Below are 25,386 nucleotides of genomic sequence, written 5' to 3'. Positions count from 1 at the left end.
GTTATTGGCCCCTTAATTGAGATTACAGGCTTCAAGGCCACTTAAACGCATGCGCACCGGCAGCTCAGGCAAAGTACGTGGAGCGGTGTTTTTTAGCCCATCACTAAAGGCTTTAATGTGCTCGGGCGTGGTCCCACAACAGCCACCGACAATATTGATAAACCCTTGCTCCCCCCAGTCGATGATTTCTTGTGCCATTTCCTCGGCTTCTAAATCATATTCGCCAAATTCATTCGGCAGCCCTGCATTGGGGTGCACCGAGGTGTAGGTTTCACAAATACTGGCCAACTCTTCCACATACTGACGCAGCAAGTCTGGCCCTAGCGCACAGTTCAAGCCAATGGAGAGCGGTTTAATATGGCGAATGGAATTATAAAACGCCTCGGTGGTTTGCCCTGACAAGGTTCGACCCGAAGCATCGGTGATGGTGCCGGAGATCATCACCGGCAGAATCACTCCGGCCTGTTCGAACGCTTCTTCTACCGCAAAGGAAGCGGCTTTGGCATTGAGGGTATCGAAAATGGTTTCAATTAAAATCAGATCGGCACCACCTTCTATCAGCGCCAGGGTCGATTCGATATACGCGGCCACCAGCTTATCGAAGGTGATATTGCGATAGCCCGGATCATTAACATCCGGTGAGATCGAGCAGGTTTTTGATGTTGGCCCCAGTACGCCGGCCACGTAGCGCGGTTTGTGTGGCTCGCGAGCGGTAAATTCATCGGCCACCGCGCGTGCCAGTCGGGCCGATTCGAGGTTAATCTCACGGCTTAGGCTCGCCATGTCATAATCTTCCATGGAAATGGTCGTGGCGTTAAAGGTATTGGTCTCAATAATATCAGCGCCCGCTGCCAAATATTCACGGTGAATTTGTGCTATTAACTGCGGTTGAGTGAGACTCAATAAATCGTTATTCCCCTTGACCAACACATGCCAATCTTGAAACCGCTCACCACGATAATCATGCTCTTCGAGCTTATGCTGTTGGATCATCGTACCCATGGCGCCATCTAAAATTAAAATGCGCTCGTTGAGGGCCAGTGTTAATGCATCACGTTTATTCGGCATAGTTGTTAGTCCTTACATCCTGGCTAACCAGATTAATATCATAGGGAGTGGTTTGGTAAACGTAGTAATTGAGCCAATTCGAGAATAACAAAAAGGCATGGCTTTGCCAGGTTTTCGAGGGCTCTTGCGCTGGGTCGCCATGAGGGAAGTAGTTTTCTGGCATCGGTGCGTCAGCGCCTTTGTCGCAATCACGTAAATACTCTTTTTTCAGGGTATCGGCATCATATTCAGGGTGTCCTGTGATATACACCTGCGAACCGCTTTGATTCTTAAGTAAGTAAGCACCTACCTTGGGCGAACCTGCTACCACGACTAATTCTTTACAGGCGTTTATCGCAGCAATATCAATATGGCCATAACGCGAATGCGGGACTAAGAAGCGATCGTCAAAGCCTCGGGTTAACGCCGCGTGGTCAAAGTAACACTGATGCTCAAACACTCCGCACAACTTATTTTTCTGCAATTGACGCTTAAGTCCATGATGATGGAAAAGCCCAGCGTGCGCCGCCCAACAACTAAATAGCGTCGAGGTCACATGGTGCTCCGCCCAATCAAAGAACGCTTGTAGCTCCGACCAATACCCTACTTCATCATACTCTAAGTGGGCCAAGGGCGCGCCGGTGACAATCAAGGCATCGTAATTGTTGTCTTTAACATCTGAAAAATACTGATAAAACATATCCAGATGCTGCTCTGAGTTAGCGCTAGAGCGATGCGTATCTAAACGCAGCAAGTCAACATTGACCTGCAATGGCGTATTCGCCAGCAGACGAATAAATTGCACTTCGGTTTCCACCTTATTCGGCATCAGGTTCAAAATAGCCAAGCGCATGGGCCGGATTTCTTGAGTCCGAGCGCGACTTTTTGGCATCACGAATACGTTTTCTTGGCGCAGCTCCATAATCGCTGGCAAAGCGTCTTGAACCGTAATGGGCATGGCGGTACTCCGAATTAAAAGATAAGAGGCTATTATGAACGCCACACTGGAAATTTCAACCTCTAGATGTTTAGACGTCCAAAATAAAGTTGCAGTGAATGAGTTAACTGCAATAATGCCCGCGATTAACTAACAAAGAGTCGATGATGGGTATAGGTGAAATTGCAGCAATCAGTGCAGCCGTGGTTTGGGCCTTTTCTACCTTATTGTACAAAGGCTTCAGTCATCACCTTTCACCGCTGCAACTAAATGTAAGTAAAGGCTTACTCGCTTCTTTAATGATGGTAATTGCCATGGCGCTACTTGGCGATGGCGCCATACCAGTGCAGCTCACCTCATGGGGCTGGCTTATCGCCGGTGGGGTTATCGGTATTGCCATTGGCGATAGCGCCTACTTTAGCGCCCTGCGCAGTATTGGCCCAGCACGAACCTTAATAATTGAATCTCTCGCCCCAGCCTTAACTGGCATACTTAATGTTGTGCTGTTAGGTGTGTACTTACCGCTACTGGCCTGGTTGGGCATCGCCATCACTTCGGTGGGGGTGATCCTCGCGGTATTACCTCAACGCCACTTGCCCCCAGTTGATAAGAAGTTTTACTTTCAAGGCGTGGCTTTCGCATTACTTGCGGCTTTGTGCCAAGCCAGTGGCATGGTGATGTCAAAAGGGGCTATGAATACTGAGTCGATGAGTAGCCTATGGGCCGCCCTTATTCGCCTCCTTGCCGGCACATTGAGCGTGGCTTTACTGGTAATGATTATAAAACGCAGCGACCTATACCAAGCCATTCGACTGCACGGTATTGATAACAAACGCTGGCTGCTCGTGGCTGTTTTTTTTGGCACCTTCGTTGGCTTGTGGCTGCAATTGGCGGCGGTGCAGCATACCGACCCGGCTATCGCACAAACTATTTTTGCCACCGCCCCGCTGATGGTCATGACGATTGGCTTTTTTAAACGCGAGCCGGTGACTTGGCGTATGATAGCGGGCGGTTTACTGGCGCTGGCTGGAGTGGCTATATTATTGGCAAATTAACGGGCCATTCGTTGACGCTTTCACCATAGAGACTCTACAATAACGGCAGTTTAAATTAGTCACATTGTAAAGGCTCCTTTCATGGTTTTACCTGATAAGTTTATTTTCTCGATGAGTCGCGTGTCAAAGGTGGTGCCCCCTAAACGCACCATCTTAAAAGACATCTCTCTGCACTTTTTCCCTGGCGCTAAAATTGGTGTACTTGGCCTAAATGGCGCAGGTAAATCGACCTTACTACGCATTATGGCTGGCGTGGATAAAGATTTTGAGGGTGAGGCACATCCTCAACCTGGCATTAAAATTGGTTATCTTCCTCAGGAGCCTGAGCTTGATGAAAGCAAAACGGTGCGTGAAGTTGTAGAAGAAGCGGTCAGTGAAGTTAAAAATGCTCTTGATCGCCTTGACCAAGTATACGCTGAGTATGCCATGGAAGATGCCGATTTCGATGCGCTTGCCAAAGAGCAAGGCGAACTTGAAGCCATTATTCAAGCCCACGATGGCCACAACCTTGATAACGCCCTAGAGCGTGCCGCAGATGCATTACGACTGCCAGCTTGGGATGCCAAGATTGAGCATTTATCAGGGGGTGAGCGTCGCCGTGTAGCAATCTGCCGTTTATTGCTTGAAAAGCCGGATATGCTTATTCTCGATGAGCCTACCAACCACTTAGATGCTGAATCTGTCGCTTGGTTAGAGCGCTTCCTACATGATTATGAAGGCACTGTAGTGGCGGTAACCCACGACCGTTATTTCCTTGATAACGTGGCCGGCTGGATCCTCGAATTGGACCGTGGCGAAGGTATTCCGTGGGAAGGCAACTACTCTTCTTGGCTTGAGCAAAAAGACGCACGTCTGCAACAAGAGCAAAAAGCTGAGAAAGCAAGACAAAAATCCATCGCTCAAGAGCTTGAGTGGGTACGTTCAAACCCGAAAGGTCGCCAAGCAAAATCAAAAGCGCGTATGGCGCAATTTGCTGAACTACAACAAGGCGATTATCAAAAGCGTAACGAAACCAATGAGCTGTTTATTCCACCTGGCCCGCGCTTAGGTGATCAGGTCATTGATGTACAGGGCTTAAACAAAAGCTTTGGCGACCGTGTGCTTATTGATAACCTTGATTTTAGCGTTCCTAAGGGAGCGATTGTCGGCATTATTGGTGCCAACGGTGCTGGTAAATCGACCTTATTCAAAATGCTCAGCGGCGAGGAAAAGCCTGATAGTGGTGAAATCACTCTAGGTGAAACCGTTGAACTCGCCACCGTTGACCAATTCCGTGGCAACATGGACGAGAGTAAAACCGTATTTGATGAAATCGCAGACGGTCAAGATGTGTTGAAAGTGGGCAACTTTGAGTTCCCAAGCCGTGCCTATGTGGGACGCTTTAACTTTAAAGGTAATGATCAGCAAAAATACGTCAAAGACCTTTCCGGCGGTGAGCGCAACCGTTTGCACTTAGCCAAACTACTAAAAGCAGGCGGCAACGTATTACTTCTCGATGAGCCAACCAACGACTTAGACGTTGAAACCTTGCGGGCGTTAGAGAATGCAATTCTCGAGTTCCCTGGCTGTGTCATGGTGATCTCGCACGACCGCTGGTTCTTAGACCGTATCGCCACTCATATTCTTGATTATCGCGACGAAGGCCAAATTAACTTCTTCGATGGTAACTACACCGAATACGAACAGTGGTTGAAGAAAACCTTAGGTGCCGAGGCTGCACAACCGAAGCGCATTAAGTATAAAAAGATTGGTTAATTAACCACATAAAAAAGCCCCATCTCGATGGGGCTTTTTTGTGCCCTTGGCATCCACCTATGTATGGCACTGTGATTGCGCTAACGCGCCACTACTTAATGACCAAGGTGATATTTTTAGCTTATTGAAATAGCGAAAAAAGTCATTCACAGCCAAGGACAACCTCAAGGCTGGCTACTACACTGGAGGGAGACGCGCCAATACAGGAACTGTTATGGAAAATCGCAGAAACTTCACTCGTGTTATTTTTCAACGCCCCGCCCTAGTGGTATTTAATAACCAGCATCATGGCTGTCATTTACTTGATCTTTCCTTAAATGGCGCTTTGGTAAGCCACCCTGATGACTTCAACCCACAGTTAGGTCAAAGCGTAGAGCTTATTTTCCACCTATCTGGCAGTGATGTTGATATTGATATGCTTGCTGAAGTGGCTCACATTGAGCCGCAACACATTGGCTTACATTGTGTAAAAATGGATATTGACAGTGCCACTCATTTAAAACGCCTTATTGAACTTAACGTGGGTGATGATAAGCTACTGCACAGGGAGTTAGCGCAGCTTGCTGCGCCCGAACAATAATAACGATTGCAGTGAGAGCACAATAATGATCATGGAATCCATCCAGGGCTTTGTCCCTTTTATCATGTACTTTGGTTTAGGCTACCTACTTATCCTAGCCTTTCTATTCATTTACACCCTTATCACCCCGCATTGCGAATGGACCTTGATGAAGGAAAACAATGCCGCCGCTGCCACCGCGTTTAGTGGCGCGTTCATTGGCTTTACCCTTCCAGTTGCCAGTGCAGCGGTGAACTCGGTCTCGCTGCTAGACTTTGCCATCTGGGGCGTTATCGCCGGCATTATGCAATTAGTGACCTTCTTCTTAGTGCGCTTATACATGCCGAAGTTGTCTGAAAAAATTGCCCAGGGCCATATGAGCGCAGGGGCATTTTTAGGGGTTGCTTCACTGGCCACCGGTATTCTCAACGCTGCCTGTATCACCTACTAAGGAGGCGGCAATGAAACGTACTAACAAACTTAAACTGACACTTATGCTCGGTGCCAGTGCCGGACTCAGTGGCTGCACCGACCCTGAAGAACCAGCACTATTATTTACCGATGTAGATGATTGCACCGACTTTGGCGTCGAACGCGATGTATGCCAAGCACAATACCAACAGGCCTTGGCTAATCACGATATTGAAGCGCCAAAGTACGCCAATGAAAACCTCTGTGAAAATGACTTCGGGTTTGAGCGCTGTGAGCAAGAAGGCAGTATTTGGCGACCCATTATGGCAGGCTTTATGATCGCCGCCGTCGCTGAGGCGGTGGATGAAGGTTTAGACCTTATGAAGAAGAAAAAACGCAAAAAATACGCGTTTTTAGGGGGGAATTACTACTCAGGTGCGAAGCCCCTTTATCGCTCACGCGATGACTTTTTCAGCTTCCGCAATGCCAACAATGATTACATTGGCTCAGTCAACAATCGCGGCACCACTATGGTGAAAAAGTCTAAAGTTAAATACGCTTCTAAGCCCAAGCGCGTTACTCGTAGCCGAGGAGGCTTTGGCCGCCGTGCTTCATCACGTAGCTTTGGTGGGTAGATGTTTCGCCACCCTATTGCTGAGCGGCCGGATTTAGCCGCTCAGGCCGATTATTTCGGCTTTGATTTTTGCCGCATTGATGGTGAAAAGTACTGGGATGAAAGCGCTTATTACCAATTCACTCTAGAGCAAATTGAGAACGACTTAGAGCAACCGACCAATGAACTGGAGCAAATGTGCTTGCAGTTAGTCGACAAAGTTGTACGTGACGAGTATTGGCTGCGCAAGTTCGCTTTGCCCGAGCAGTATTGGGACTTTATCGCCACCAGTTGGCACAACAAAGAGCCTAGCCTATATGGCCGTATGGACTTTAGTTACCACGGCAACGGCCCTGCCAAATTACTGGAGTACAACGCCGATACCCCCACCTCCATCTATGAAGCGGGTTTTTTCCAATGGCTGTGGCTGGAACAGCAAGTAGATAGAGGCAAATTGCCACGGCAAAGTGATCAATTCAATAGTATTCAAGAGGCGCTCATTGAGCGTTTTAACTTCTTCTCTAACCGCGAATTGCTGCACTTTGTCCACAGTCGCGACTCAATTGAAGATAAAGGCACCGTCAGTTATTTACAGGACTGTGCCTATCAAGCAGGTATGCCCACGGCACGCATGGCCATTGAAGATATTGGCGTTGATGAGCACGGCCAGCTCACTGACCTAGAACATGCTCCTATCGCGCAACTCTTTAAACTTTACCCTTGGGAAGAGTTGCTGCATGACGACTTTGCCCCCCATGTGCTCAGCACCGACACCCTGTTTGTCGAGCCGCCTTGGAAGGCTGTGTTATCGAATAAAGCCATATTACCGCTGCTGTGGCAAATGTTTCCCGGCCACCCGAATCTCCTAGCCGCCTACTTTAGCGGTGAAGAAGGCGATGGGCTGGAGCAAGGCTTTGTGAATAAACCCCTGTTTAGCCGCGAAGGCGAGAATATCACTTGGGTGCATCCAGACAAGGGCCGTGTGCACCAAAGCGGTAGTTACGGTAGCGAAGGCTTTATTACTCAAGCGTTAGCACCCTTACCCGTGTTTGCCGGTAATCACACCTTGATCGGCTCTTGGGTCGTCGGGCACCAAAGTTGCGGCCTCACTATTCGCGAAGATGACGGCCCCATCACCAAAGATACCTCTCGGTTCGTCCCTCATACTATTTTAGGGTAATTACTCTTCACTTTATTTCTTATGTCGGTACAATCGGTGCCGATTTTATGAATACTAGATTAATAAAGGATATATCTTATGTACTCTCGAAAGGGAATTTTTGCTGCGGCTGCAGCGCTTACCCTATTTGGCTGTGGCGGCAGCGACGATAAACAGCCTGAAACTCCCACACCACCGGCTCCCCAAAACCAGGCCCCTATCATCGATCTTGTCACAAAAATGGATGTAAAAGAACGTGATATGGTGGAAATTGAGGCGACACTCTCAGACGATGGTGAAATTGCCAATATCGAGTGGCAACAAATTGCGGGCAATACGCTGCAATTAGAGGCCACCGATACAGCAACCCTTAGTGTCCAAATTCCTAATATTGCACAGACGCAAACCTACACATTTAGCATCACCGTTACCGATGATGAAGGAAGCACAACCACTCAACAAGTGGATGTAAATGCACAAGCATATGCGCCATTACAGACAGAAATGATCGCTGACAATGCTTTAATACAGTGCTTAGAAGATAACAACGTCGATACTGGTTTTACCTCAGTCTCATGTGATGGCTATACAATTAATAATATCACTGGTCTTGAGCAGCTCTCTGAACTTAGCGCATTAGCATTGACGAATGCTGGCTTAACAACTTTCCCTGATATGCAGGCGTTTACAGCGCTAGAAAAGGTGAACTTCAATGGCAACCCTATTGGCAATATCGCGAATCTTGTACCTTTAAACCAACTTACCTCATTATCGCTCGACTCCTTAGAAGCAGTAGAGCCGTCACTAAGCTCGGTTAACCTTTCATCTGTGAAAAGCCTCACTTTAGGGTGCACATCAAGATGCTACAATGCTTCGCTAGACTTAAGTCAACTCAACAAAGAATCCATGATAGCGCTTGATATATCTGGAGTAAGGGCAACCAACTTGAGTGAGCTTAAGTATTTTACATCTCTTGAGGCGTTGTCTTTAAATGCCCTAAGTTACGATGGTTCCAATTTAACAAGCTTAAGCTTCCTTCAGCACATGCCAGAGCTTAAAACTCTGGTACTGAACAACCATTATATTACCGATTTATCGGCGTTGTTCCATACACCCAAGTTAACTACTCTAAGGCTAGAAGGTAAGGTTATAGATAGCTTTAGCGCTCTCTCTCACCTAGCCGAATTACAGTCATTACATATTGAAAGCGACTACGGGCGGCAACTAGCCTCTGATGATATCGAGACAATCGCTGCACTAAATAACCTTACATCATTAACGATTAGCGGCTATCGCTTTGATGGTGCACGCTCGTTCAAGCACCTAACCGCGTTAGAAGAGCTTGCCCTGATTAGAACAAACACATCCTCGATTGGCTTTGTTCGTGAGTTCTCGAACCTAAAGTCGCTGACGTTGGAAGGCAACAGTGAGCTTAATGATATTAGTGCTATTGAAGGCTTAAACCTAACTGCGCTTACATTGATCGGTCTTGATGACTTAAGGTACTTCGACTATATTGAGTCACTAACACACTTGCGTAAACTCAATATAAGTGGGGGTTGGTCAACGTCATTTGATGTAGCAACTCTAAAGGGATTAAGCAATCTTGAAGAACTCAGTTTTTCTAATATTGATTTAGAAAATACAGGTGCTTTGAACCAACTAGTTACCTTGCAAAGCTTACAATTAAGTAGAACAGGCCTCGAGGTTATACCTCCACTTGATAACTTAGAGCAATTGCAGAGTTTCACAGTTCAAGACAACTATGAGCTAGTAGATGTTACTGCACTAGATGGCTTGGTAAACCTAGAAAACTTAATTATTTCTGATACCAAGTATATAAACGACGTATCGTTTTTAACTTCTCTTACCAAGTTGAAAACACTGCACCTTACTCGACTTCCACAGTTAGTTTATTTTCTTGATGCTGTAAGTGAATTAAATGCATTAGAAAAACTAAACTTAAGCGAGAGTAACAACCTCAAGTGCTCTGAATTAGAAACCTTAGAACAGCAACAAAATATAAACAGTATAGAGCGCTCTAGCTCATGTCTTGAAAAAGAAGTCAACATGAATGCTTTTTCAGATCCCGGTTTATATCAATGTATTGCCAACCACAAACAGAATTACCCTAATTTGCTTGATAGTAGTAAATTTAGTCGCATAAGTTGCCATGGTAACTATGAAGTGAAAAGCTTAAATGGTTTAGAACAGTTTGAAAATCTAAGACATCTTAATGCAAGTACTTTCGCCCGCTCTTTAAGCGGTTTTGACAAGCTTACCAAACTTACCCAGCTAACGCATGTTGATTTGTCAAGTTCAAATAACGTATTGCCTTTGACACTGATATTTAACGCACTGCCAAACTCTGTTGTTGGAATAGATATTGGCAATTCAACCATTATCGATTTCAATGGGTTTAAGCACATAAAGGAAAATGTAGCATACTTAGATGTTAGCAGAACTAACCTCAGCACAGTTGAACCTTTAATGGGTCTAGTACACCTAGACAACCTTGATTTATATTTTAATGATATATCATGCTCAGACATGGAATCACTTAAAGCCGCATTGCCAGACACATATATTGGCTATTTTGATTGTCAGCAATAAGTGAAAATAACAGGGCTATTCACCAGCATCGAATAGCCCTATTGCTCAGCCATTAGTAAGCGCCACATAGACTTTCAAGCAAATCGTTACTCTGTTTTTTAGCTCCTCTCCAGACGATTTAAAGCGCAGCGAATTACTCATTTATCAGCATAGCCGACCTTCGCTTTCACGTACTAATCGAGATAACTGCGTAAATCGCATTCCTAAAACGCCGCCCTCGTTCGTTAATAGATTTACAAAGCCAAAAACCATTGGTTTTGCTCATAATAAAAACGAAGGGGCCAAAATGAACCAGCACACACTTCAGTATAAAAAACACCTTATTGCGCTTGCTATAGGCAGTGTACTTTTCAGTAGCCAAGCGTTCGCCGCTACAGAACCACAACAACAATCCGATAAAAAGCAGTTGCTCGACCTTGAGCGCATAGTGGTCACAGGGAGTGGCGGACGTGGGCAAACCAAGCTTGAGTCATCGGTGTCTATCACCACCTTGAGCGCCGAAGATCTCGCCCGCGAAGCACCGCTGGGCACGGCTGACTTACTGGAAACCGTTCCCGGATTTTGGGTTGAAGACTCTGGTGGTGAAACCAACAATAACGTCGCTCCACGGGGTCTTCGCGGCGGCGAAGGATTTCGCTATATAGGCGTGGAAGAAGATGGGCTACCGGTGGTCTACGACGGCGTCTGGGTCGATTTTTATCAGCGCCAAGACATTACAATCGAGCATATGGAAGCGGTTCGCGGTGGCACCTCGGGCTTGCTAACCACCAATGGTCCGGCTGCCTTGGTGAACTTTATTACCCGCAAACCCGATAGCGTTGAAGAAGCCACCATTCGCTTAACCACCGCCGACTATGGCATGTACCGCAGTGAGTTCTTTTACGGCACCCCTATTAGCGATGATTGGAAAATGTCGTTGGGCGGTTTTTATCGACGCTCAAACGGAGTCAGAGATACCGAATTTACGGCAGACCATGGCGGCCAGCTGCGCATGAGTTTAGTTCGAGAGTTTGATAAAGGTCAGTTGACTTTATCTGCCAAGCATTTAAACGATCACACCACTTTCTTCGTGCCGATTCCCCTGCAAAACCAAGATGATCCCGAGGGCATCCCCGGTGTCGACCCGCAACATGGCACCTTAATAGGTAATGGCCAGCGGCTGTTACAGTACTTGCAACAAGATGGCAGCTATCAAACCCGAGACCTTAAAGATGGGCAGCATACTAAGTTTTCTACTTTAGGATATAACCTAGATTGGGAGCTCAACGATCGCTGGCTACTCGACACCGCCGGGCGTTACTCTCGCTTTGAGAATGACATGTATATCCTGCTGAACTTTGATAACTCAACGCTTATCAATGCCAACGAGCGCCTAGACCAGCAAGATGTCACCGCAATGTTGACACAATTCGCCGATGAGGGCGCTGTTGCAGCGCGATATCGTTACGTGGATAACGGTGAGCTACTGACAGATGTCAGTAACCTCAATGGTAATGGTTTGGTCACCACAAGCTACCCTTTGTACTCACAATACCAAGCCGAGCAGTTTGTAAATAAACTGAGCTTTACCTATGAAGGCGACCAACATACAGTGACTATGGGTTGGCTATTTGCTTATGTTGATGCCGATGCACTGCCGGTTGATCAGTGGCAATCACAGTTCCTTACAGAGGTAAAAGACAACGCCCGGTTGCTCGATATCGTTGCCGTAGACAATAACCAGCAGGTGATAGGTCAACTCACCGATAGAGGCTCTACAGGGTATGCACCCGGATGGGGTCAAGCGACCGCTTTTGGCACCAGTACCTCGCATTCTTTCTTTATCAATGAGCAGTTTCAGGTAACGGATAATCTGCGTATAGACGGCGGCCTTCGCCTCGAGTGGCTAGAGCTTGATAGTACTGCGTCGGGCACCGAGTTTGCACAGCCGGTAGACGGTGCATTTGACGACAATGGCAACGATACCGACAACAACCTAGCTAATAACTACGTTGATACACCTTCGCAGCAATTCTTATCGAAAACCCGCAGTGAAACCGAGACAGCCTGGACCCTGGGCTTTAATTACCGCCTCTCTGAGAGTGTATCGACCTTTGGTCGTTATGCAGATGCCTTTGAAATGCCACGCTTAATGAGCTTTGGTCAGAATATTCATGCCCAAAGCGAGGCAGACTTTAACGACAGTGTAAACCTGACCTTTGGCGAGCTTGGGGCCCGCTACTCGGGTGCGGACTTGGGCGCTTCTGTTACCTTGTTCCGCACTAAGTTTAATGACTTAGTTGAACGTAACTTTACCGGCAGTGATGGCCAAGTCGCTAATCAAGTAATTGATACTATTACCGATGGCGTCGAATTCGAGGCCGTATGGCAAGCCTTGGATGATGTACAGCTGACCTTAACCGGGGTGGTGCAAGATCCAAAAATGGAGGGCTTCACGGGTGCCTTTGCACATTGGCAGGGTAAGCAGGTTAAGCGTACACCGAAAGTGCAACTACGACTCACCCCAACCTATTATTTTGACGATGGCGATGTGTACTTAACCATCCACCACTTAGGTGAGCGTTACTCCGATGGCGAAAATAAGTTTGTTCTTCCCGACTATACCACCGTGGATATGGGCATTAACTACCGCTTTAACGACACCGCTGCGCTGCATGTTAAAGCCACAAACCTCACCGACGAGCTAGGTCTAACAGAGGGCAATCCACGTGCCGTGAACGATGTTCAAGCGGGCTATGACTATTACTACGCCAGACCTATTCTGGGGCGCACAGTGAGTGCCTCATTAACGCTTAACTTTTAATGTTCCCCGACTAATTAGCGCTTTGCCCAGTGCCAATTAGTACACCCAAGCCCGCTGTTGCGGGCTTTTCTCAGGAATTGACTATGAATGACAGTACCCTTTCTTACTACTTATCCAGCACCTTGGTGGCATTCGCGTTGTTTTTTAGCTGCCAACAGGCGTATGCCGAGATCACCCCAAAACCCCATCATATTGCCTATGCACAAGGCCAGTTTGAGCTCACTCAGGAGACCGAAATAAGCTTTAATCACCCCGATGCTAAGCCAGTCGCTGAGTATTTGGCAGAGTTTTTACGCCCGCCCACAGGCTATTTACTTCCTGTAACCAAGCAAACGCGTAGCAAAGGAAACGTCATCACGCTGCATCTCGTGGATAGTGCGCTTGCCGAGGAGCAATACCAGCTAGCAGTGAGTGCACAAAGCATAAAAATAAGTGCGCGAACGCCAACAGGACTATTTTGGGCGGTGCAATCATTGCGGCAATTGCTCCCTGCAGAGATAGAATCGCGCATGCCTATAAACCAAGCCAGTTGGGCTGTCCCCCAAGTGACCATTAACGATAAGCCGCGCTTTAAATACCGTGGTATGCACTTAGATGTAAGCCGCCATTTCTTCGATGTCGAATTTGTAAAGCGCTACATCGATTGGTTAGCTATGCATAAATTTAATGTCTTTCAATGGCATTTAACCGATGACCAAGGCTGGCGCATAGCCATTGATGCCTATCCGAAATTAACTGAAATTGGCGCCACCCGCCCTCATACTGTGGTGGGTCATACCTACGACTATCAACCACTGTTTGATCAGCAACCCGTTTCTGGCTTTTACACCCAAGCTCAGATAAAAGAAGTGATAGCCTATGCACAGGCCCGCCATATTGAGGTAATACCAGAGATTGATATTCCCGGGCACACCAGTGCCTTGCTGGCCGCTTACCCGGAGCTCTCTTGCCATCAACAGCCGGTCAAAGTACAACCCCAATTTGGTATTTTTGAGGACGTACTTTGCCCCCGAGAGGATGTATTTGCATTTTTAAGCACAGTGTATAAAGAGGTGGCCGAGCTTTTCCCTAGCCAATATATTCACATTGGCGGCGATGAAGTCATTAAAAAGCAATGGCTCGCTAGCCCCTTTGTAAAGCAGCTCATGCGTGAACACCAGCTCAGCACGCCTGAGCAAGTACAAAGCTACTTTATAAAGCGCGTCGCAAATATTGTTCAAGCGCAGGGCAAAACAGTAATTGGCTGGGACGAAATTTTAGAAGGGGGTGTCGCAGAGGGGGCTGTGGTGATGTCTTGGCGCGGGACGCAAGGAGGGATAGCCGCTGCAAAACTAGGTCATCAAGTGGTAATGAGCCCCTATCAGTATATATACTTTGACGCTTATCAATCGCGTAACCTCGATGAGCCCAAGGCCATTCATGGCCTTTCCACACTCAAAAACGTTTACCAGTATGAGCCCCAGCCCAGCCATTTGAGCCCCGAGCAGCAAGAGCTCATCATTGGTGCACAAGGTGCTTTATGGACGGAATATATAAAAACGCCGCGCCACGCCGAGTATATGGTTTTTCCGCGCTTAAGTGCGTTGGCCGAAACCTTATGGTCTGCAAAAGCACATAAATCGTGGTCTGAATATAGCCAAAAGCGCTTACCCAAACTAATGCAGCGCTACCAAAAAATGCATATAAATGCCGCCACCAGCGCCTACAAACCCACCATCAGCAGCGCTATAAAAGGCGAGCAACTACAGGTATCCATGCGCACTGATATCGAAGGCACTGAGATTTACTACACCCTCGATGGCAGCGAGCCGACACTCACCTCGTTACGTTATCAGCAACCTATTATTATCAGCGAGCGCACGCGCGTGCGGGCGCGCAGTTTTGCAAAGCCGCTCGGGCAACTAGTAGGAGACGCACAGCTTACCTTAGCGCCGCACCTCGCACTGGGGAAAGAAATAAGCTTTAGCTATCCGCCAGCAGAAGGCTCTGCCACTAAGCTGCAAGACGGTCAGTTCGCCTATGATCAATTTTATAGCGTCAATGACTACGCCATTTTTTATGATAGCGACCTTGAAGCGGTCATCGATTTAGACAGCTCAACCTTAGTCGAGCGCGTAGAAATAGGCTATAACAGCGGTCGTCATCGACAACTGCATCCGCCAACAAGCATCAAGATATGGGGTTCTAACGATAACAAAAACTGGCAACCGCTGGCCCACATTCAGCAACCTCCCGGGCCCATGTCGATTCTCTCTTTTGCGGCCACGCGTGTACGCTACCTCAAAGTGAGTGCCATCAATAGTAAGCAATCTCAGGATATACAAATCCCCAAATTGCCTTTATACATTGATGAAATAGCGGTGTATTAACCTTTTAAGCCCTAGTACTAAATACGTATTTAGGGCTTATTGCTATTTTTTATTCCCAAACCTTAACGCTAAGACGTTTATAGCACTAGAGCCACTTGCGGTACTCGCTCTCACTACACAATAACAACGTCTTAGGAGCCCTCATGGTTGCAAAACTATCTACATTCACACTCGCATTGGCAGGCTTGAGCTTATTGAGCGCGAGCCAGTTAGCCGTTGCTCAGCCCCATCCTGATAACCTCGATTTACACTGGCAAGTGGTCGATCACGGAATTGGCGAGAATATCTTTCTTGGCAGTTTAACCATTACTAATAACGGCACGGAGCCACTTTCAGAGTCTGGATGGGCACTGTATTTCAGCTCAGTGCGCCCCCCAGCCAGTGTGTTACCAAGCGGTGATGCTAATGGCGATTATGCGCGTCAGCATATAGCAGCGCAAAACCTCAGTTTGGATAATGCCGATGTCGCCAAAAGCGGCGATTACTTTGTGTTAAAGCCGCAACCTGGCTTTGAGCCCATACAACCAGGGCAGTCGCGAGAGATAGAGATAATCGCTCAGTACTGGCAAATGCTTAAAAACGACTCGCCTTCTGGCTTTCATATCAGTTATGACGGACAAACGCCTCTGGCTGTGCTGGTGAATGTCACCATGGACCCCAGCGATCCGAAGCAAACCACTCAAGCCAGCAATGACACCATGCCAGTGCAAACCACGGCACTGCGATTTACAGAGAACACCACAGCGCTCTCTCCCTTAGCCTTGCAACATCAGTTAGTGCCACAGCCTTATTCAGTCGAGCATAAAAACGATGAGTTTCTCACCCTAATGAGCCAATTAACCGGCATCTCGGCGCCCTCCGCCTTGGCCACGGAAGCGGCCTATTTACAAACGGCGCTCGGCGACATTCTCAGTGGCTCTTTTGCCATTAATGGCGCTGCGCAAAATGGCCCAAACCATATCACTTTGCAACTAGATGCTCAGCTCGATACCAACAACGATGGCCAACCGGATGCCGGCGGTTATCACCTTGAGATAGATGCATTTTCCGGTATTACTATCACCGGTCGCGATGCTCAAGGGGTGTTTTACGCCATCCAAACTTTGCGTCAATTAATTCCCACATCCGTATATAAAAATGCTGTTAATTCAAATACCTTGGCTGATAATGCAGTGCTGCCAGCAAGCACCATTTTGGATGCCCCTCGCTTTGCTTATCGAGGCATGATGCTCGATGTCTCGCGTAACTTTCAATCACTTGAAACTGTTTTTAAACTATTGGATTTAATGGCGTTTTATAAGCTCAATAAGTTTGAGATTAATGTTGCTAATGACGAGGGATGGCGCTTAGAAATACCTGGGCTGCCCGAGCTCACTGAGTTTGGTGCCAAGCGCGGGCACGACCTTGAAGAAACCACGATGTTGCATACCTTTATGGGCGCAGCCAATGAATTTGCGCCCGGTGACGGCATCGACAACAAACCAGCCGATAAAGTCGCGGCTAACTTAGGCACCGAGCCACAGTTCCAAGGGTTTGAAATCGCTCAGCAAAACTTCCTTGGTAAAGGCTGGGGTTATTATAGCGTTGCAGAGTTTCAAGAGATTCTACAATACGCGGCAGACCGCCATATTGATGTCATTATTGAGTATGACTTCCCCGCCCATGCCCGCGCCGCCATCAAAGCCATGGAATACAGATATAACAAATACAAAGACACCGATCCGGTTGCCGCCAATCAATACCGATTGATTGACCCACTCGATGAGTCTCAGTACTACACTCCGCAGTTTTACACCGACAATTTTGTCAACCCAGCGCTGGAGGGCACCTTCACATTTCTCAACCATGTGGTCAGAGAGACTCGCGCTATGTACGATGCGGTGCCCGATGCTAAGCGCACACGCTTACACGGCGGTGGCGATGAGCTGCCGCATTTAGGCGCAAATGAATGGTGGGCCAAATCCCCGGCCGTGCAGGCGAACCCAGCAACAGCAGGGAAAACCGACGCCGAACTATTTGACTACTTTTTCACGCGCTGGAAAGACATCATTAATAGCCATGGCTTTGATATGGCTACCTGGGGCGATGTGCTTTCTCATAACGGCACCGGCAACGTCGATTATGGCGACATATACCCGGTGTTCTGGAATAACGTTTGGGGCTGGGGCAATGAGCATCAAGCCTATAAATTTGCCAATCAAGGTTATAAAGTGGTGCTCGCGCATGCCACGAATATGTATCTCGATTTAGCCTACAATAAGCACCCGGACGAGGTGGGTTATCATTGGGCGGGCTATACGGATACCAAAAAGACCTTTACTTATCGCCCTTTTAATATCTATGCCAATGCCGAGTCTGATAAGCTCGGCAACCCGGTCCCCTGGGGAGAAAATTGGCTGCCATTGAGCGCCACGGGTAAGCAAAACATTGATGGCATTCAGGCGCAACTTTTTGGTGAAAATCAAAAATCCCCTGAGATCCTTGATTACATGACCTTTCCGAAGTTACTCGGAGCCGCCGAGCGCGCTTGGGTACAAACCATGCCCGCTGAAGGCTTAGCAACACAGCAGGCCTGGGACACTTTTGCGAACACCCTGGGGCAGCACGCTCTACCACTATTAGACTATTACCAAGTGGTCGACATTCATGGTCAAATACCCCATCAGCCTGGCGTAAACTACCGCATCCCCTTGCCCGGTGGCGCCATCGAAAACGGTCAGCTGGTGGTCAATACTCGCTTTGCAGGGATGAATACCGAGTACTCCTTAGATCAAGGTGCGACCTGGCATCACTACCAACAGCCAGTCCCACTTACCACCTCGGCGTCAGTACAATTACGCACTGTGAGTGACTCTGGACGAGTGAGTCGAGTGGCCACGTTGTCTGAGTAAATCAAGGCGGCGGGCCTGCACTTAAGGCTCGCCGTACGCTAAATAAAAGGAATAGCAGGATGCGTACCCATGCCATCTTTATTATCGTTTAAGCGCAAAGCGGCGAACAGCGAAAGCAATTATGAATCAGATAGACGCCAGCAAGTAGAGCAGCTTTTTTTAAAGCAGCAACGCAAACTCATCCGCCACATTATGGCCAAGGGGCTGGATAAGCGTGAAGCCGAAGACATTGCCCAAGAAGCTTTTGTTAAGCTGCTGGGCCTAGAGCAAGAGAAGGTAAGCAGCTATATAGCCGCTTACCTATATAAAATAGCCACTAACCTGGCCATTGATAAGCTCAGGCGTAAGGCTCGCAGCCCCTTTGATCACTATGTTAGTGACAGTGATGAATTACCTAAGCTGTGTGCGCCAACGGGGCCGGAGCAAAACCATCATAATCACGAATTACTCAAAGAAATGGAAAAAGCCCTCGCGAGCCTTCCAGACAAGTGCCGCTTGGCCTTTTTGTTATATAAGATGCGCGGGCAAAGCTATGAGGAGATCGCGTTGACCCTGCAAATATCGACCAGTATGGTGAGAAAATACGTTCTACGTGCAGTTCGTCATTGCTACCAACAACTTGAGCATGAGCTTTAAGCATGAGCAGAAAGGATATTGATATGACCCTTCCCGGTGATGATGAAACTGTCATCGAGCAACAAGCCACCCAGTGGCTACTGACGCTCCATGAGCAGCAACTGGATCATGACAACGACAGCCAATACCCTGAGGCGCTTACCCTGTGGCTCGCCCAAAGTGCCCGCCACCGTGAAACCTTTACTAAGGTAAGTAAACTGTGGGCATTGTCGGCACAACTCGACCCAGCGTTTGTTGACAGTCAGCTTGCTCACCTTAACGCCGAGCCCGCAACCAAGCGCAAGCCAAAAAAACCAGCAGCGCTTTGGTACGCAGCCTTAGCGGCGTCCTTTTTACTTGTGAGCACCCTGATGCTGTGGCCGCCCAGCTCACCGGCGCCACGACAACTCGTTAACAGTCCCGCCATACCCAGTAGCAAGGTGTACAGCGAATTTTTCCACACCCGGGTGAGCGAGCATAAAACCGTGACCTTGGATGATAATTCGCAGGTCACCTTAGGTGCCAACACCCAGCTTGCCGTGCGTTATAGCGATGGCACGAGAGAGCTATTGCTATATCAAGGGGAAGCGCTGTTCAATGTCAGCAAGGACCCGACGCGACCATTTATCGTACGCTATCAGCAAAGCCAGGTAGAGGCGTTAGGCACTATTTTTAACGTCCGCGCCAACCCTGACTCAGTGCGTGTTGATGTATTAGAAGGGCGAGTTGCCGTGGCGCAACAAAACGCCATTGAATTAACGGCAGGGCAAGCCGCAGAAGTGGCCACTGATGGTAATATTACTCGCAGCCAGGCACAGGGAAAAGGCACCCAAATGGCTTGGCAACAGGGTCATTTAATTTATCATAATGCTCGCTTAGGTGATGTACTTCATGATGTCGCCCGCTATAGCCAAATGGACATCACAATCAACGACGAAAAGTTAAAGCACTTAGTGTATACAGGCACTTTTTTAACGACTGAAATCGAAGCGTGGCTGACTAGTCTGCAACAGCTATACCCCGTTAAGGTATTGCGCAGCGGTGATAAAGTGACCTTGGTGGCGAATTAGCTAAAAGTGGCATAGTGACCACAGCCAAAGTGTGGTACAAAATTCAAACAATAAAAATAAAGCTGAACCCGCCATGTTATTAAGGTTATTAACCATCGCTCTGCCATGGTTAATATTATTTAGTAGCTGTACTTATGCCCAAAGCGAACATTCGTTTGCGCTGCCTGAAGCGACACTGCAGCAGCGCTTGCTCGATATTGCTGCGCAGAGCAACTGGCAGCTTAATGCCGCAGCAATTGAGCAATCGCCCCCCCTAGCGGCCCTTAATGGACGATACAGCCTAGAGCATGTTTTAAACCTCAGTCTCCGTGACACGCACTATGACTATGCCTTGGACGTGGGCGAGCGCCGTATTGTTATTACTGCGGCAAATGAAGCAACACCCAAAGGCGATTTTGAACGCATTATTGTCACCGGCGTCAGCGGTCAGCGCCGCAATATACTCAATTCATCCATCGCCATTACCCAGTTATCTAATTTAGAACTGAGGCAACGCACGCCGTACTCCAGTGCTGAAGTGCTCAAAAACGTCACCGGATTTTGGGTCGAGGACTCAGGCGGCGAAACCAATAACAATGTTTCGCCACGAGGGCTCAGGGGCGGCGAAGGGTTCCGCTTTATTAGCTTGATGGAAGATGGTCTGCCCATGACCTACGACGGCATATGGAGTGACTTTTTTTTACGTCCAGACTTAACCCATCAACGAATCGAAGCAGTGCGCGGTGGCAGTAGTGGGATCTTCACCCTGAATGGGCCAGCAGCGATGGTTAACTATATTGGCCGACGCGGCTCACACACGCCGTTGCAACTGCTCAAACTCAGCCAGGGTCTAAATTATGACTACTCGCGTCTGGATGGGGTTGCCAGTGGCCCCATCAACGAGCAATTATTTTATACTGTAGGTGGCTTTTACCGCTTCTCTGATGGCATTCGCGAACCGGGGTTTATCAGTGACTTAGGCGGGCAGTTAAGCGCCCGCCTAAGTTTGCGGACCGATGCCTTTGAGCTCGATGTTATTTACAAACACTTGCAAGACAATACCAGTTTTTACGCTCCCTTGGTGATGCAAAATCACCAAGGGATTGAGGCCTTATCGAGCCTGCCTCATGACTACGGCACCCTACTCAGTAAGGATATGCAATTACTGAACTTTTCTACCCCCGAAGGGACAACAACCCATGATTTAGAGGATGCGCAGCAAACGCGTATGAACAGCTACACCGTGCTGTTTAATGCACCGCTATCAACACACCTAGCCATCGACAACCGCACTCGTTATGCGAAGCTCAATAATAGCCTGTACACCTTAATGAATTTAGGCAACCAAACGATTAATAGTGCTGAGCAGCGTTTAACCTTGGCCGATGTCAGTCAGTTCAAGGATAACGCCGCAGATGACACCTTAAGCTTGGCCTATCAACGGGTCAGCGATGGCAGCCTAATCGCCGACCCTTCAACGCTTAATAACAATGGCCTTGTTACTGCAACCTTTCCACTGTACTCACGTTACCAACAAACACAATTAATCAATCACCTCAGCCTTAGTTACCAAGACACGGACTGGGCTGTGACGCTGGGTCATCTCTATGCCCATAGCGATTATGGCGCCCTACCCTTAGATCAGTGGCTCGGAGAGCTGCTAACTGATGTGCAACACCAGCCTCAGCGCCTAGATATAGTGCTTATTGATGAGCATAACCAGGTTGTAGATAAATTCACCGACAGTGGCTTTTTATCGCATGCGGGGCCGGTTTATTTAAAAGGTCATGGGGAGTCGCAATCACACTCCTTATACACCAATATTGACTGGCGCATCACCGAGCAGCTACGCCTTGATGCGGCGATACGCCACGAACACCTAACACTTGACAGCACCAGCGCCCAAGGCCAGCGCTCTCAAGCTGATAACGGCCAACTTTTTTACTCGCATTACGCACCCAGCACCTCTTTGCGTCAGCACTTTAGTGACAATGCCATTAGTGTGGGGGTGAACTATCAGGCTGCGGAGCATATGGCTGTGTTTGCCCGTTATGCCGATGCATTTGAAATGCCACGGCTTATTAATTTCGGCAATGCCCTAGGCTGGGCTGGCAATGCTCATCAGCGCGGCGAAGTTGATTACGGCAAACCTATTCGTCTCACGCTTAGTGAGGTAGGTTTGCGATACCAAACAGCCCACTCACACTTCAGTGGCGCGTTATTTACTACTCATTTTGATCCACTGCCATTCACCGTGTATCGCGGTGCAACGAGCCCGCAGCACGCCATTTTAATCAACACGCAAACAACCGGGGTCGAATTTGAATATGAATACCGCTACAACGCGAGCTGGCAGTTAAAAGCGATTGGGGTGTGGCAGGATGCAGGCTTTTACGGCATTCCTGCATCTTTGCCGCAAAGCCAATTTAACGGCAATCAAATTACCCGAACGCCAGAGTTACAACTGCGACTAACCCCTCAGTATAGTCAAGGGCCTATCACCGCTGCACTGACCTTTTCGTACATTGGCGAGCGCTATTCTGATGTCGCCAACCGTTTTGCTCTGCCTGCTTATCATACTTGGGATCTGTTTTCAGAAGTCGCTCTGAATGAGCACCTAAAGGTGCAATTAGAGATTAAAAACCTAACCAACACGCTAGGCCTTACCGAGGGCAACCCCCGCGATGATTTAAGCCATCAAGAAGCGCTATTTTACGCCAGACCCATTTTTGGCCGCACAATCACACTGTCGATGAGTTATGAGTTTTGAGGTGAGCCACGACACTTGGGGTTGCTAGAGCAACAAAAAAGCGAGCTAATAAGCTCGCTTTTTGGCCATTATAAAAGAACACTCGTTTAGATAATTTGGTTCTCTTTCCAGGCTTGCTCTTTGGCCATACGTTTTTTACGTTTGTCACACGGGTCGTCACAGTCACAGGCTTTGTCGATGCCGACAGAGCCAAGACCTCCGCAACTACTGGCCATGGCTTTACGTTGTACAATAACGCCAACGGCCATCGCCGCGACGACTAAGACGAGTAGGCCAAATGTAAGAAGAAATAGTTGCATTGTCTGTGCCCCTTTAAGTTGACAAGTTAAGGCGCAAAACGCCTTACCCGCTATTATACGCCGAGCAAAAACTAACTACAAATATGGCTTAAAAGCTGTGCTTGCATGGGTTTGCAAACCACTGTCAGTCTTGCTGATCAAGTACACAGGTAAATTATGCTGCTCAGCATAGGCTTTGGCCTGCTCTGTGCCCATAACGGTCAGTGCCGTTGCTAGGCCATCTGCAGTCATGGCGCTAGGGTGCAATACCGTTACCGAAACCAAATCATGTTTAATTGGCATGCCCGTTTGCGGGTCAATTAAATGGGTATAGATTTCGCCATCCATTTCATAGAAAATACGATAGTCTCCCGAAGTGGCAACGCCCATACTACCTGGCTCAACTACACGGTGAATTTTGCGCTGCCCCGGCGGTGCATCGGGCTGCTCAATAGCAATGCGCCACGGCTTGTTATCGGGCTTGTGCCCGGAGATACGCATCTCACCACCAATCTCTACCATGTAATTGGTGAGTCCATGGCTTTGCAATAATTCAGCAACCTTATCAATACCATAGCCTTTTGCGGTAGCAGAAAAACTCAGCTCTAAACCATCCACGGTTTTAGCCAAGCCTTGCTCGCTCAAGACCAGTTTATCAACGCCAATATTCGCCAGCATGGCATCGAGCTCAGCTTGCTCTGGGCGCTGTGTGGGTCGCTTATCGGGGCCGAATCCCCAAAGATCAATAAGCGGCCCCATGGTCACATCCAGCGCCTTGGTTGATTGTCCAAGACGAATTGACTCGCTCACCACAGCGCGAAAATCGCTGCTGATGGGCATCACTTCACCTGCAGGCAAGCGATTAAATTGATTAATCTCGGAGTCTTCAATGTACGTCGACATCGACTGATTCACTTTTTTAAGCTCCTCAGTAACATCAGCGTATAAATTAAGTTGAGGTAACTGTTGCTGTGGCACAAACACCTTAATATTAAAAGTGGTACCCATTGTTTTCCCTTGTAACAACACCTCTTGTTGGTCAGATTCCGGGGCGTTATCACACCCCGATAAGGCAAATAAAGAAAGGATGAATAACAAGCCAAATACGGCTTTTACGCTGCGTAACATTGCTAGCCTCAAGTTGGTGAACAGTAAACGAAAAAAGGCTTCCTAACTGGGTTAGGAAGCCTTTTATAAATCAATGACGAATGCGTGACATTCGTTTAGCCGCCGAAGTCATCCAATAGGATATTTTCGTCTTCAACACCTAAGTCTTTTAGCATGTTGATTACGGCTGCGTTCATCATCGGTGGCCCACACATGTAGTACTCACAGTCTTCAGGCGCTTCATGGTCCTTAAGATAGTTATCGTACAATACGTTGTGGATAAAGCCAGTATAGCCTTCCCAGTTGTCCTCTGGCTGAGGATCAGAAAGCGCCACGTGCCACACGAAGTTATCGTTTTCTGCAGCTAGACCGTCAAAGTCTTCAACGTAGAACATCTCACGCTTAGAGCGTGCACCGTACCAGAAGCTCATCTTACGATCTGAGTTCAAACGCTTCAGCTGGTCGAAGATGTGTGAACGCATCGGTGCCATACCTGCACCACCACCGACAAAGACCATTTCTGCGTCGGTTTCTTTAGCGAAGAATTCACCAAATGGACCAGAAATTGTCACCTTATCGCCTTCTTTAAGCGACCAGATGTACGATGACATCTTACCGCAAGGTAGGCTTAGGTTGTTTGGCGGCGGCGTAGCAATACGCACGTTCAACATGATGATGCCGTACTCTTCTGGGTAGTTCGCCATTGAGTAAGCACGAATAGTTTCTTCGTCTACTTTTGACTCTAGGTCAAAGAAGCCGAAACGCTCCCAGTCAGGACGATACTCTTCAGGAATATCAAAGTCCTTGTATTTAACGTGGTGAGCAGGTGCTTCAATTTGAATATAACCACCGGCGCGGAAAGGTACAACCTCACCGTCTGGGATCTTAAGCTTAAGCTCTTTGATGAAGGTTGCTTTGTTATCGTTAGAGATAACTTCACAATCCCACTTCTTGATCCCGAAGATAGACTCTTCTAGCTCAATCTCCATGTCGCTTTTAACAGCAACCTGACACGCAAGACGACAGCCCTGACGTGCTTCACCTTTAGAGATGTGGTCAAGTTCGGTCGGCAGGATATCACCACCGCCCTCTTTAACATCAACACGACACTGGCCACATGAGCCACCGCCACCACATGCAGAAGATACGAAAATACCTGCATCTGCTAGGGCACCCAGTAGCTTGCTACCTGGTGATGTTGTAATTGCTTTGTCAGGATCACCATTGATCCCGATGGTGACGTCACCTGTGGGTACTAGCTTTGACTTGGCCGCTATGATGACCAAAACCAGCATAACCACGATAGCGACGAATACACCTACGCCTAAATATACCTCAAGCATGATTTCTCCTCG

18 protein-coding genes are annotated in these 25,386 nt (G+C 48.0%); 13 read left to right on the top strand and 5 right to left on the bottom strand.

The genetic code is table 11. The features are described from left to right. Nucleotides 1-12 precede the first annotated feature (12 nt). Together FIU82_RS03840 and metA are read right to left on the bottom strand one after the other, a co-directional pair. The gene (locus FIU82_RS03840; protein ID WP_152440384.1) at nucleotides 13-1,068 is read right to left on the bottom strand and encodes a homocysteine S-methyltransferase family protein; all 1,056 of its coding nucleotides are present in this window, start codon (nucleotides 1,066-1,068) and stop codon (nucleotides 13-15) included. Continuing rightward, nucleotides 1,058-2,005, bottom strand: coding sequence for a homoserine O-succinyltransferase (metA, locus tag FIU82_RS03835; protein WP_022945790.1), 948 nt, complete (start codon nucleotides 2,003-2,005; stop codon nucleotides 1,058-1,060). Before metA ends, FIU82_RS03840 begins: the two co-directional genes overlap by 11 nt. Nucleotides 2,006-2,148: 143 nt before the next feature. Between metA and FIU82_RS03830 the strand changes: the two genes are divergently transcribed. The 13 genes from FIU82_RS03830 to FIU82_RS03770 all read left to right on the top strand — a co-directional run bounded on the left by FIU82_RS03830 (nucleotide 2,149) and on the right by FIU82_RS03770 (nucleotide 22,646). Next, nucleotides 2,149-3,039: a DMT family transporter gene (locus tag FIU82_RS03830; protein WP_152440383.1), complete on the top strand. Its 891-nt coding sequence runs from the start codon at nucleotides 2,149-2,151 to the stop codon at nucleotides 3,037-3,039. 81 nt (nucleotides 3,040-3,120) lie between these two features. After that, nucleotides 3,121-4,794, top strand: a complete 1,674-nt coding sequence (gene ettA, locus FIU82_RS03825; protein WP_022945792.1) for an energy-dependent translational throttle protein EttA — start codon at nucleotides 3,121-3,123, stop codon at nucleotides 4,792-4,794. Between the two features lie 214 nt (nucleotides 4,795-5,008). After that, nucleotides 5,009-5,374 (top strand): PilZ domain-containing protein, encoded by a 366-nt coding sequence (locus tag FIU82_RS03820; protein WP_022945793.1) that lies wholly within the window; start codon nucleotides 5,009-5,011, stop codon nucleotides 5,372-5,374. A gap of 25 nt (nucleotides 5,375-5,399) precedes the next feature. After that, on the top strand, nucleotides 5,400-5,804 hold the full coding sequence (locus tag FIU82_RS03815; protein WP_022945794.1) for a DUF350 domain-containing protein: 405 nt from the start codon (nucleotides 5,400-5,402) through the stop codon (nucleotides 5,802-5,804). 10 nt (nucleotides 5,805-5,814) lie between these two features. After that, nucleotides 5,815-6,399 (top strand): DUF1190 domain-containing protein, encoded by a 585-nt coding sequence (locus FIU82_RS03810; protein WP_138589225.1) that lies wholly within the window; start codon nucleotides 5,815-5,817, stop codon nucleotides 6,397-6,399. After that, nucleotides 6,400-7,557, top strand: a complete 1,158-nt coding sequence (locus tag FIU82_RS03805; RefSeq protein ID WP_022945796.1) for a glutathionylspermidine synthase family protein — start codon at nucleotides 6,400-6,402, stop codon at nucleotides 7,555-7,557. Between the two features lie 78 nt (nucleotides 7,558-7,635). After that, nucleotides 7,636-10,149, top strand: coding sequence for a hypothetical protein (locus FIU82_RS03800; protein WP_152440382.1), 2,514 nt, complete (start codon nucleotides 7,636-7,638; stop codon nucleotides 10,147-10,149). Between the two features lie 286 nt (nucleotides 10,150-10,435). After that, nucleotides 10,436-12,952: a TonB-dependent receptor gene (locus tag FIU82_RS03795; RefSeq protein WP_152440381.1), complete on the top strand. Its 2,517-nt coding sequence runs from the start codon at nucleotides 10,436-10,438 to the stop codon at nucleotides 12,950-12,952. 83 nt (nucleotides 12,953-13,035) lie between these two features. Beyond that, nucleotides 13,036-15,321 (top strand): beta-N-acetylhexosaminidase, encoded by a 2,286-nt coding sequence (locus tag FIU82_RS03790; protein WP_152440380.1) that lies wholly within the window; start codon nucleotides 13,036-13,038, stop codon nucleotides 15,319-15,321. A 143-nt stretch (nucleotides 15,322-15,464) separates the two neighbouring features. Further along, nucleotides 15,465-18,212 carry a family 20 glycosylhydrolase gene (locus FIU82_RS03785; RefSeq protein WP_152440379.1) on the top strand — a complete coding sequence of 916 codons (2,748 nt, stop codon included), beginning with the start codon at nucleotides 15,465-15,467 and terminating at the stop codon, nucleotides 18,210-18,212. A gap of 69 nt (nucleotides 18,213-18,281) precedes the next feature. Beyond that, entirely contained in the window at nucleotides 18,282-18,848 is a 567-nt protein-coding gene (locus FIU82_RS03780) for an RNA polymerase sigma factor (RefSeq protein WP_022944563.1), read from the top strand. Between the two features lie 2 nt (nucleotides 18,849-18,850). Further along, nucleotides 18,851-19,897: a FecR domain-containing protein gene (locus tag FIU82_RS03775; protein WP_253946341.1), complete on the top strand. Its 1,047-nt coding sequence runs from the start codon at nucleotides 18,851-18,853 to the stop codon at nucleotides 19,895-19,897. 73 nt (nucleotides 19,898-19,970) lie between these two features. After that, complete coding sequence (locus tag FIU82_RS03770; RefSeq protein ID WP_152440378.1) at nucleotides 19,971-22,646, top strand: TonB-dependent receptor; 2,676 nt, start codon at nucleotides 19,971-19,973, stop codon at nucleotides 22,644-22,646. Nucleotides 22,647-22,732: 86 nt separating this feature from the next. On the opposite strand, the gene nqrM is transcribed toward FIU82_RS03770, so the two are convergent. The 3 genes from nqrM to nqrF form a co-directional block, all read right to left on the bottom strand. Next, nucleotides 22,733-22,945, bottom strand: a complete 213-nt coding sequence (gene nqrM / locus FIU82_RS03765; protein WP_022944566.1) for a (Na+)-NQR maturation NqrM — start codon at nucleotides 22,943-22,945, stop codon at nucleotides 22,733-22,735. A 75-nt stretch (nucleotides 22,946-23,020) separates the two neighbouring features. Then, nucleotides 23,021-24,052, bottom strand: a complete 1,032-nt coding sequence (locus tag FIU82_RS03760) for an FAD:protein FMN transferase (RefSeq protein WP_152440377.1) — start codon at nucleotides 24,050-24,052, stop codon at nucleotides 23,021-23,023. A 95-nt stretch (nucleotides 24,053-24,147) separates the two neighbouring features. Further along, nucleotides 24,148-25,374, bottom strand: a complete 1,227-nt coding sequence (gene nqrF, locus FIU82_RS03755) for an NADH:ubiquinone reductase (Na(+)-transporting) subunit F (RefSeq protein WP_022944568.1) — start codon at nucleotides 25,372-25,374, stop codon at nucleotides 24,148-24,150. Nucleotides 25,375-25,386 lie beyond the last annotated feature (12 nt).

This window comes from Pseudoalteromonas sp. THAF3 (assembly GCF_009363775.1).
In the GTDB taxonomy this organism is placed as follows: domain Bacteria; phylum Pseudomonadota; class Gammaproteobacteria; order Enterobacterales; family Alteromonadaceae; genus Pseudoalteromonas; species Pseudoalteromonas ruthenica.
The sequence above is the reverse complement of the archived record's forward strand: the minus strand, read 5'-3'. Positions and strand labels throughout refer to the sequence as shown.

Bases quoted from the DNA above. Each gene is read 5' to 3' on its own strand.
- FIU82_RS03840 (WP_152440384.1), bottom strand. From the start codon at position 1,068: ATGCCGAATAAACGTGATGCATTAACACTGGCCCTCAACGAGCGCATT.
- metA (WP_022945790.1), bottom strand. From the start codon at position 2,005: ATGCCCATTACGGTTCAAGACGCTTTGCCAGCGATTATGGAGCTGCGC.
- FIU82_RS03830 (WP_152440383.1), top strand. From the start codon at position 2,149: ATGATGGGTATAGGTGAAATTGCAGCAATCAGTGCAGCCGTGGTTTGG.
- ettA (WP_022945792.1), top strand. From the start codon at position 3,121: ATGGTTTTACCTGATAAGTTTATTTTCTCGATGAGTCGCGTGTCAAAG.
- FIU82_RS03820 (WP_022945793.1), top strand. From the start codon at position 5,009: ATGGAAAATCGCAGAAACTTCACTCGTGTTATTTTTCAACGCCCCGCC.
- FIU82_RS03815 (WP_022945794.1), top strand. From the start codon at position 5,400: ATGATCATGGAATCCATCCAGGGCTTTGTCCCTTTTATCATGTACTTT.
- FIU82_RS03810 (WP_138589225.1), top strand. From the start codon at position 5,815: ATGAAACGTACTAACAAACTTAAACTGACACTTATGCTCGGTGCCAGT.
- FIU82_RS03805 (WP_022945796.1), top strand. From the start codon at position 6,400: ATGTTTCGCCACCCTATTGCTGAGCGGCCGGATTTAGCCGCTCAGGCC.
- FIU82_RS03800 (WP_152440382.1), top strand. From the start codon at position 7,636: ATGTACTCTCGAAAGGGAATTTTTGCTGCGGCTGCAGCGCTTACCCTA.
- FIU82_RS03795 (WP_152440381.1), top strand. From the start codon at position 10,436: ATGAACCAGCACACACTTCAGTATAAAAAACACCTTATTGCGCTTGCT.
- FIU82_RS03790 (WP_152440380.1), top strand. From the start codon at position 13,036: ATGAATGACAGTACCCTTTCTTACTACTTATCCAGCACCTTGGTGGCA.
- FIU82_RS03785 (WP_152440379.1), top strand. From the start codon at position 15,465: ATGGTTGCAAAACTATCTACATTCACACTCGCATTGGCAGGCTTGAGC.
- FIU82_RS03780 (WP_022944563.1), top strand. From the start codon at position 18,282: ATGCCATCTTTATTATCGTTTAAGCGCAAAGCGGCGAACAGCGAAAGC.
- FIU82_RS03775 (WP_253946341.1), top strand. From the start codon at position 18,851: ATGAGCAGAAAGGATATTGATATGACCCTTCCCGGTGATGATGAAACT.
- FIU82_RS03770 (WP_152440378.1), top strand. From the start codon at position 19,971: ATGTTATTAAGGTTATTAACCATCGCTCTGCCATGGTTAATATTATTT.
- nqrM (WP_022944566.1), bottom strand. From the start codon at position 22,945: ATGCAACTATTTCTTCTTACATTTGGCCTACTCGTCTTAGTCGTCGCG.
- FIU82_RS03760 (WP_152440377.1), bottom strand. From the start codon at position 24,052: ATGTTACGCAGCGTAAAAGCCGTATTTGGCTTGTTATTCATCCTTTCT.
- nqrF (WP_022944568.1), bottom strand. From the start codon at position 25,374: ATGCTTGAGGTATATTTAGGCGTAGGTGTATTCGTCGCTATCGTGGTT.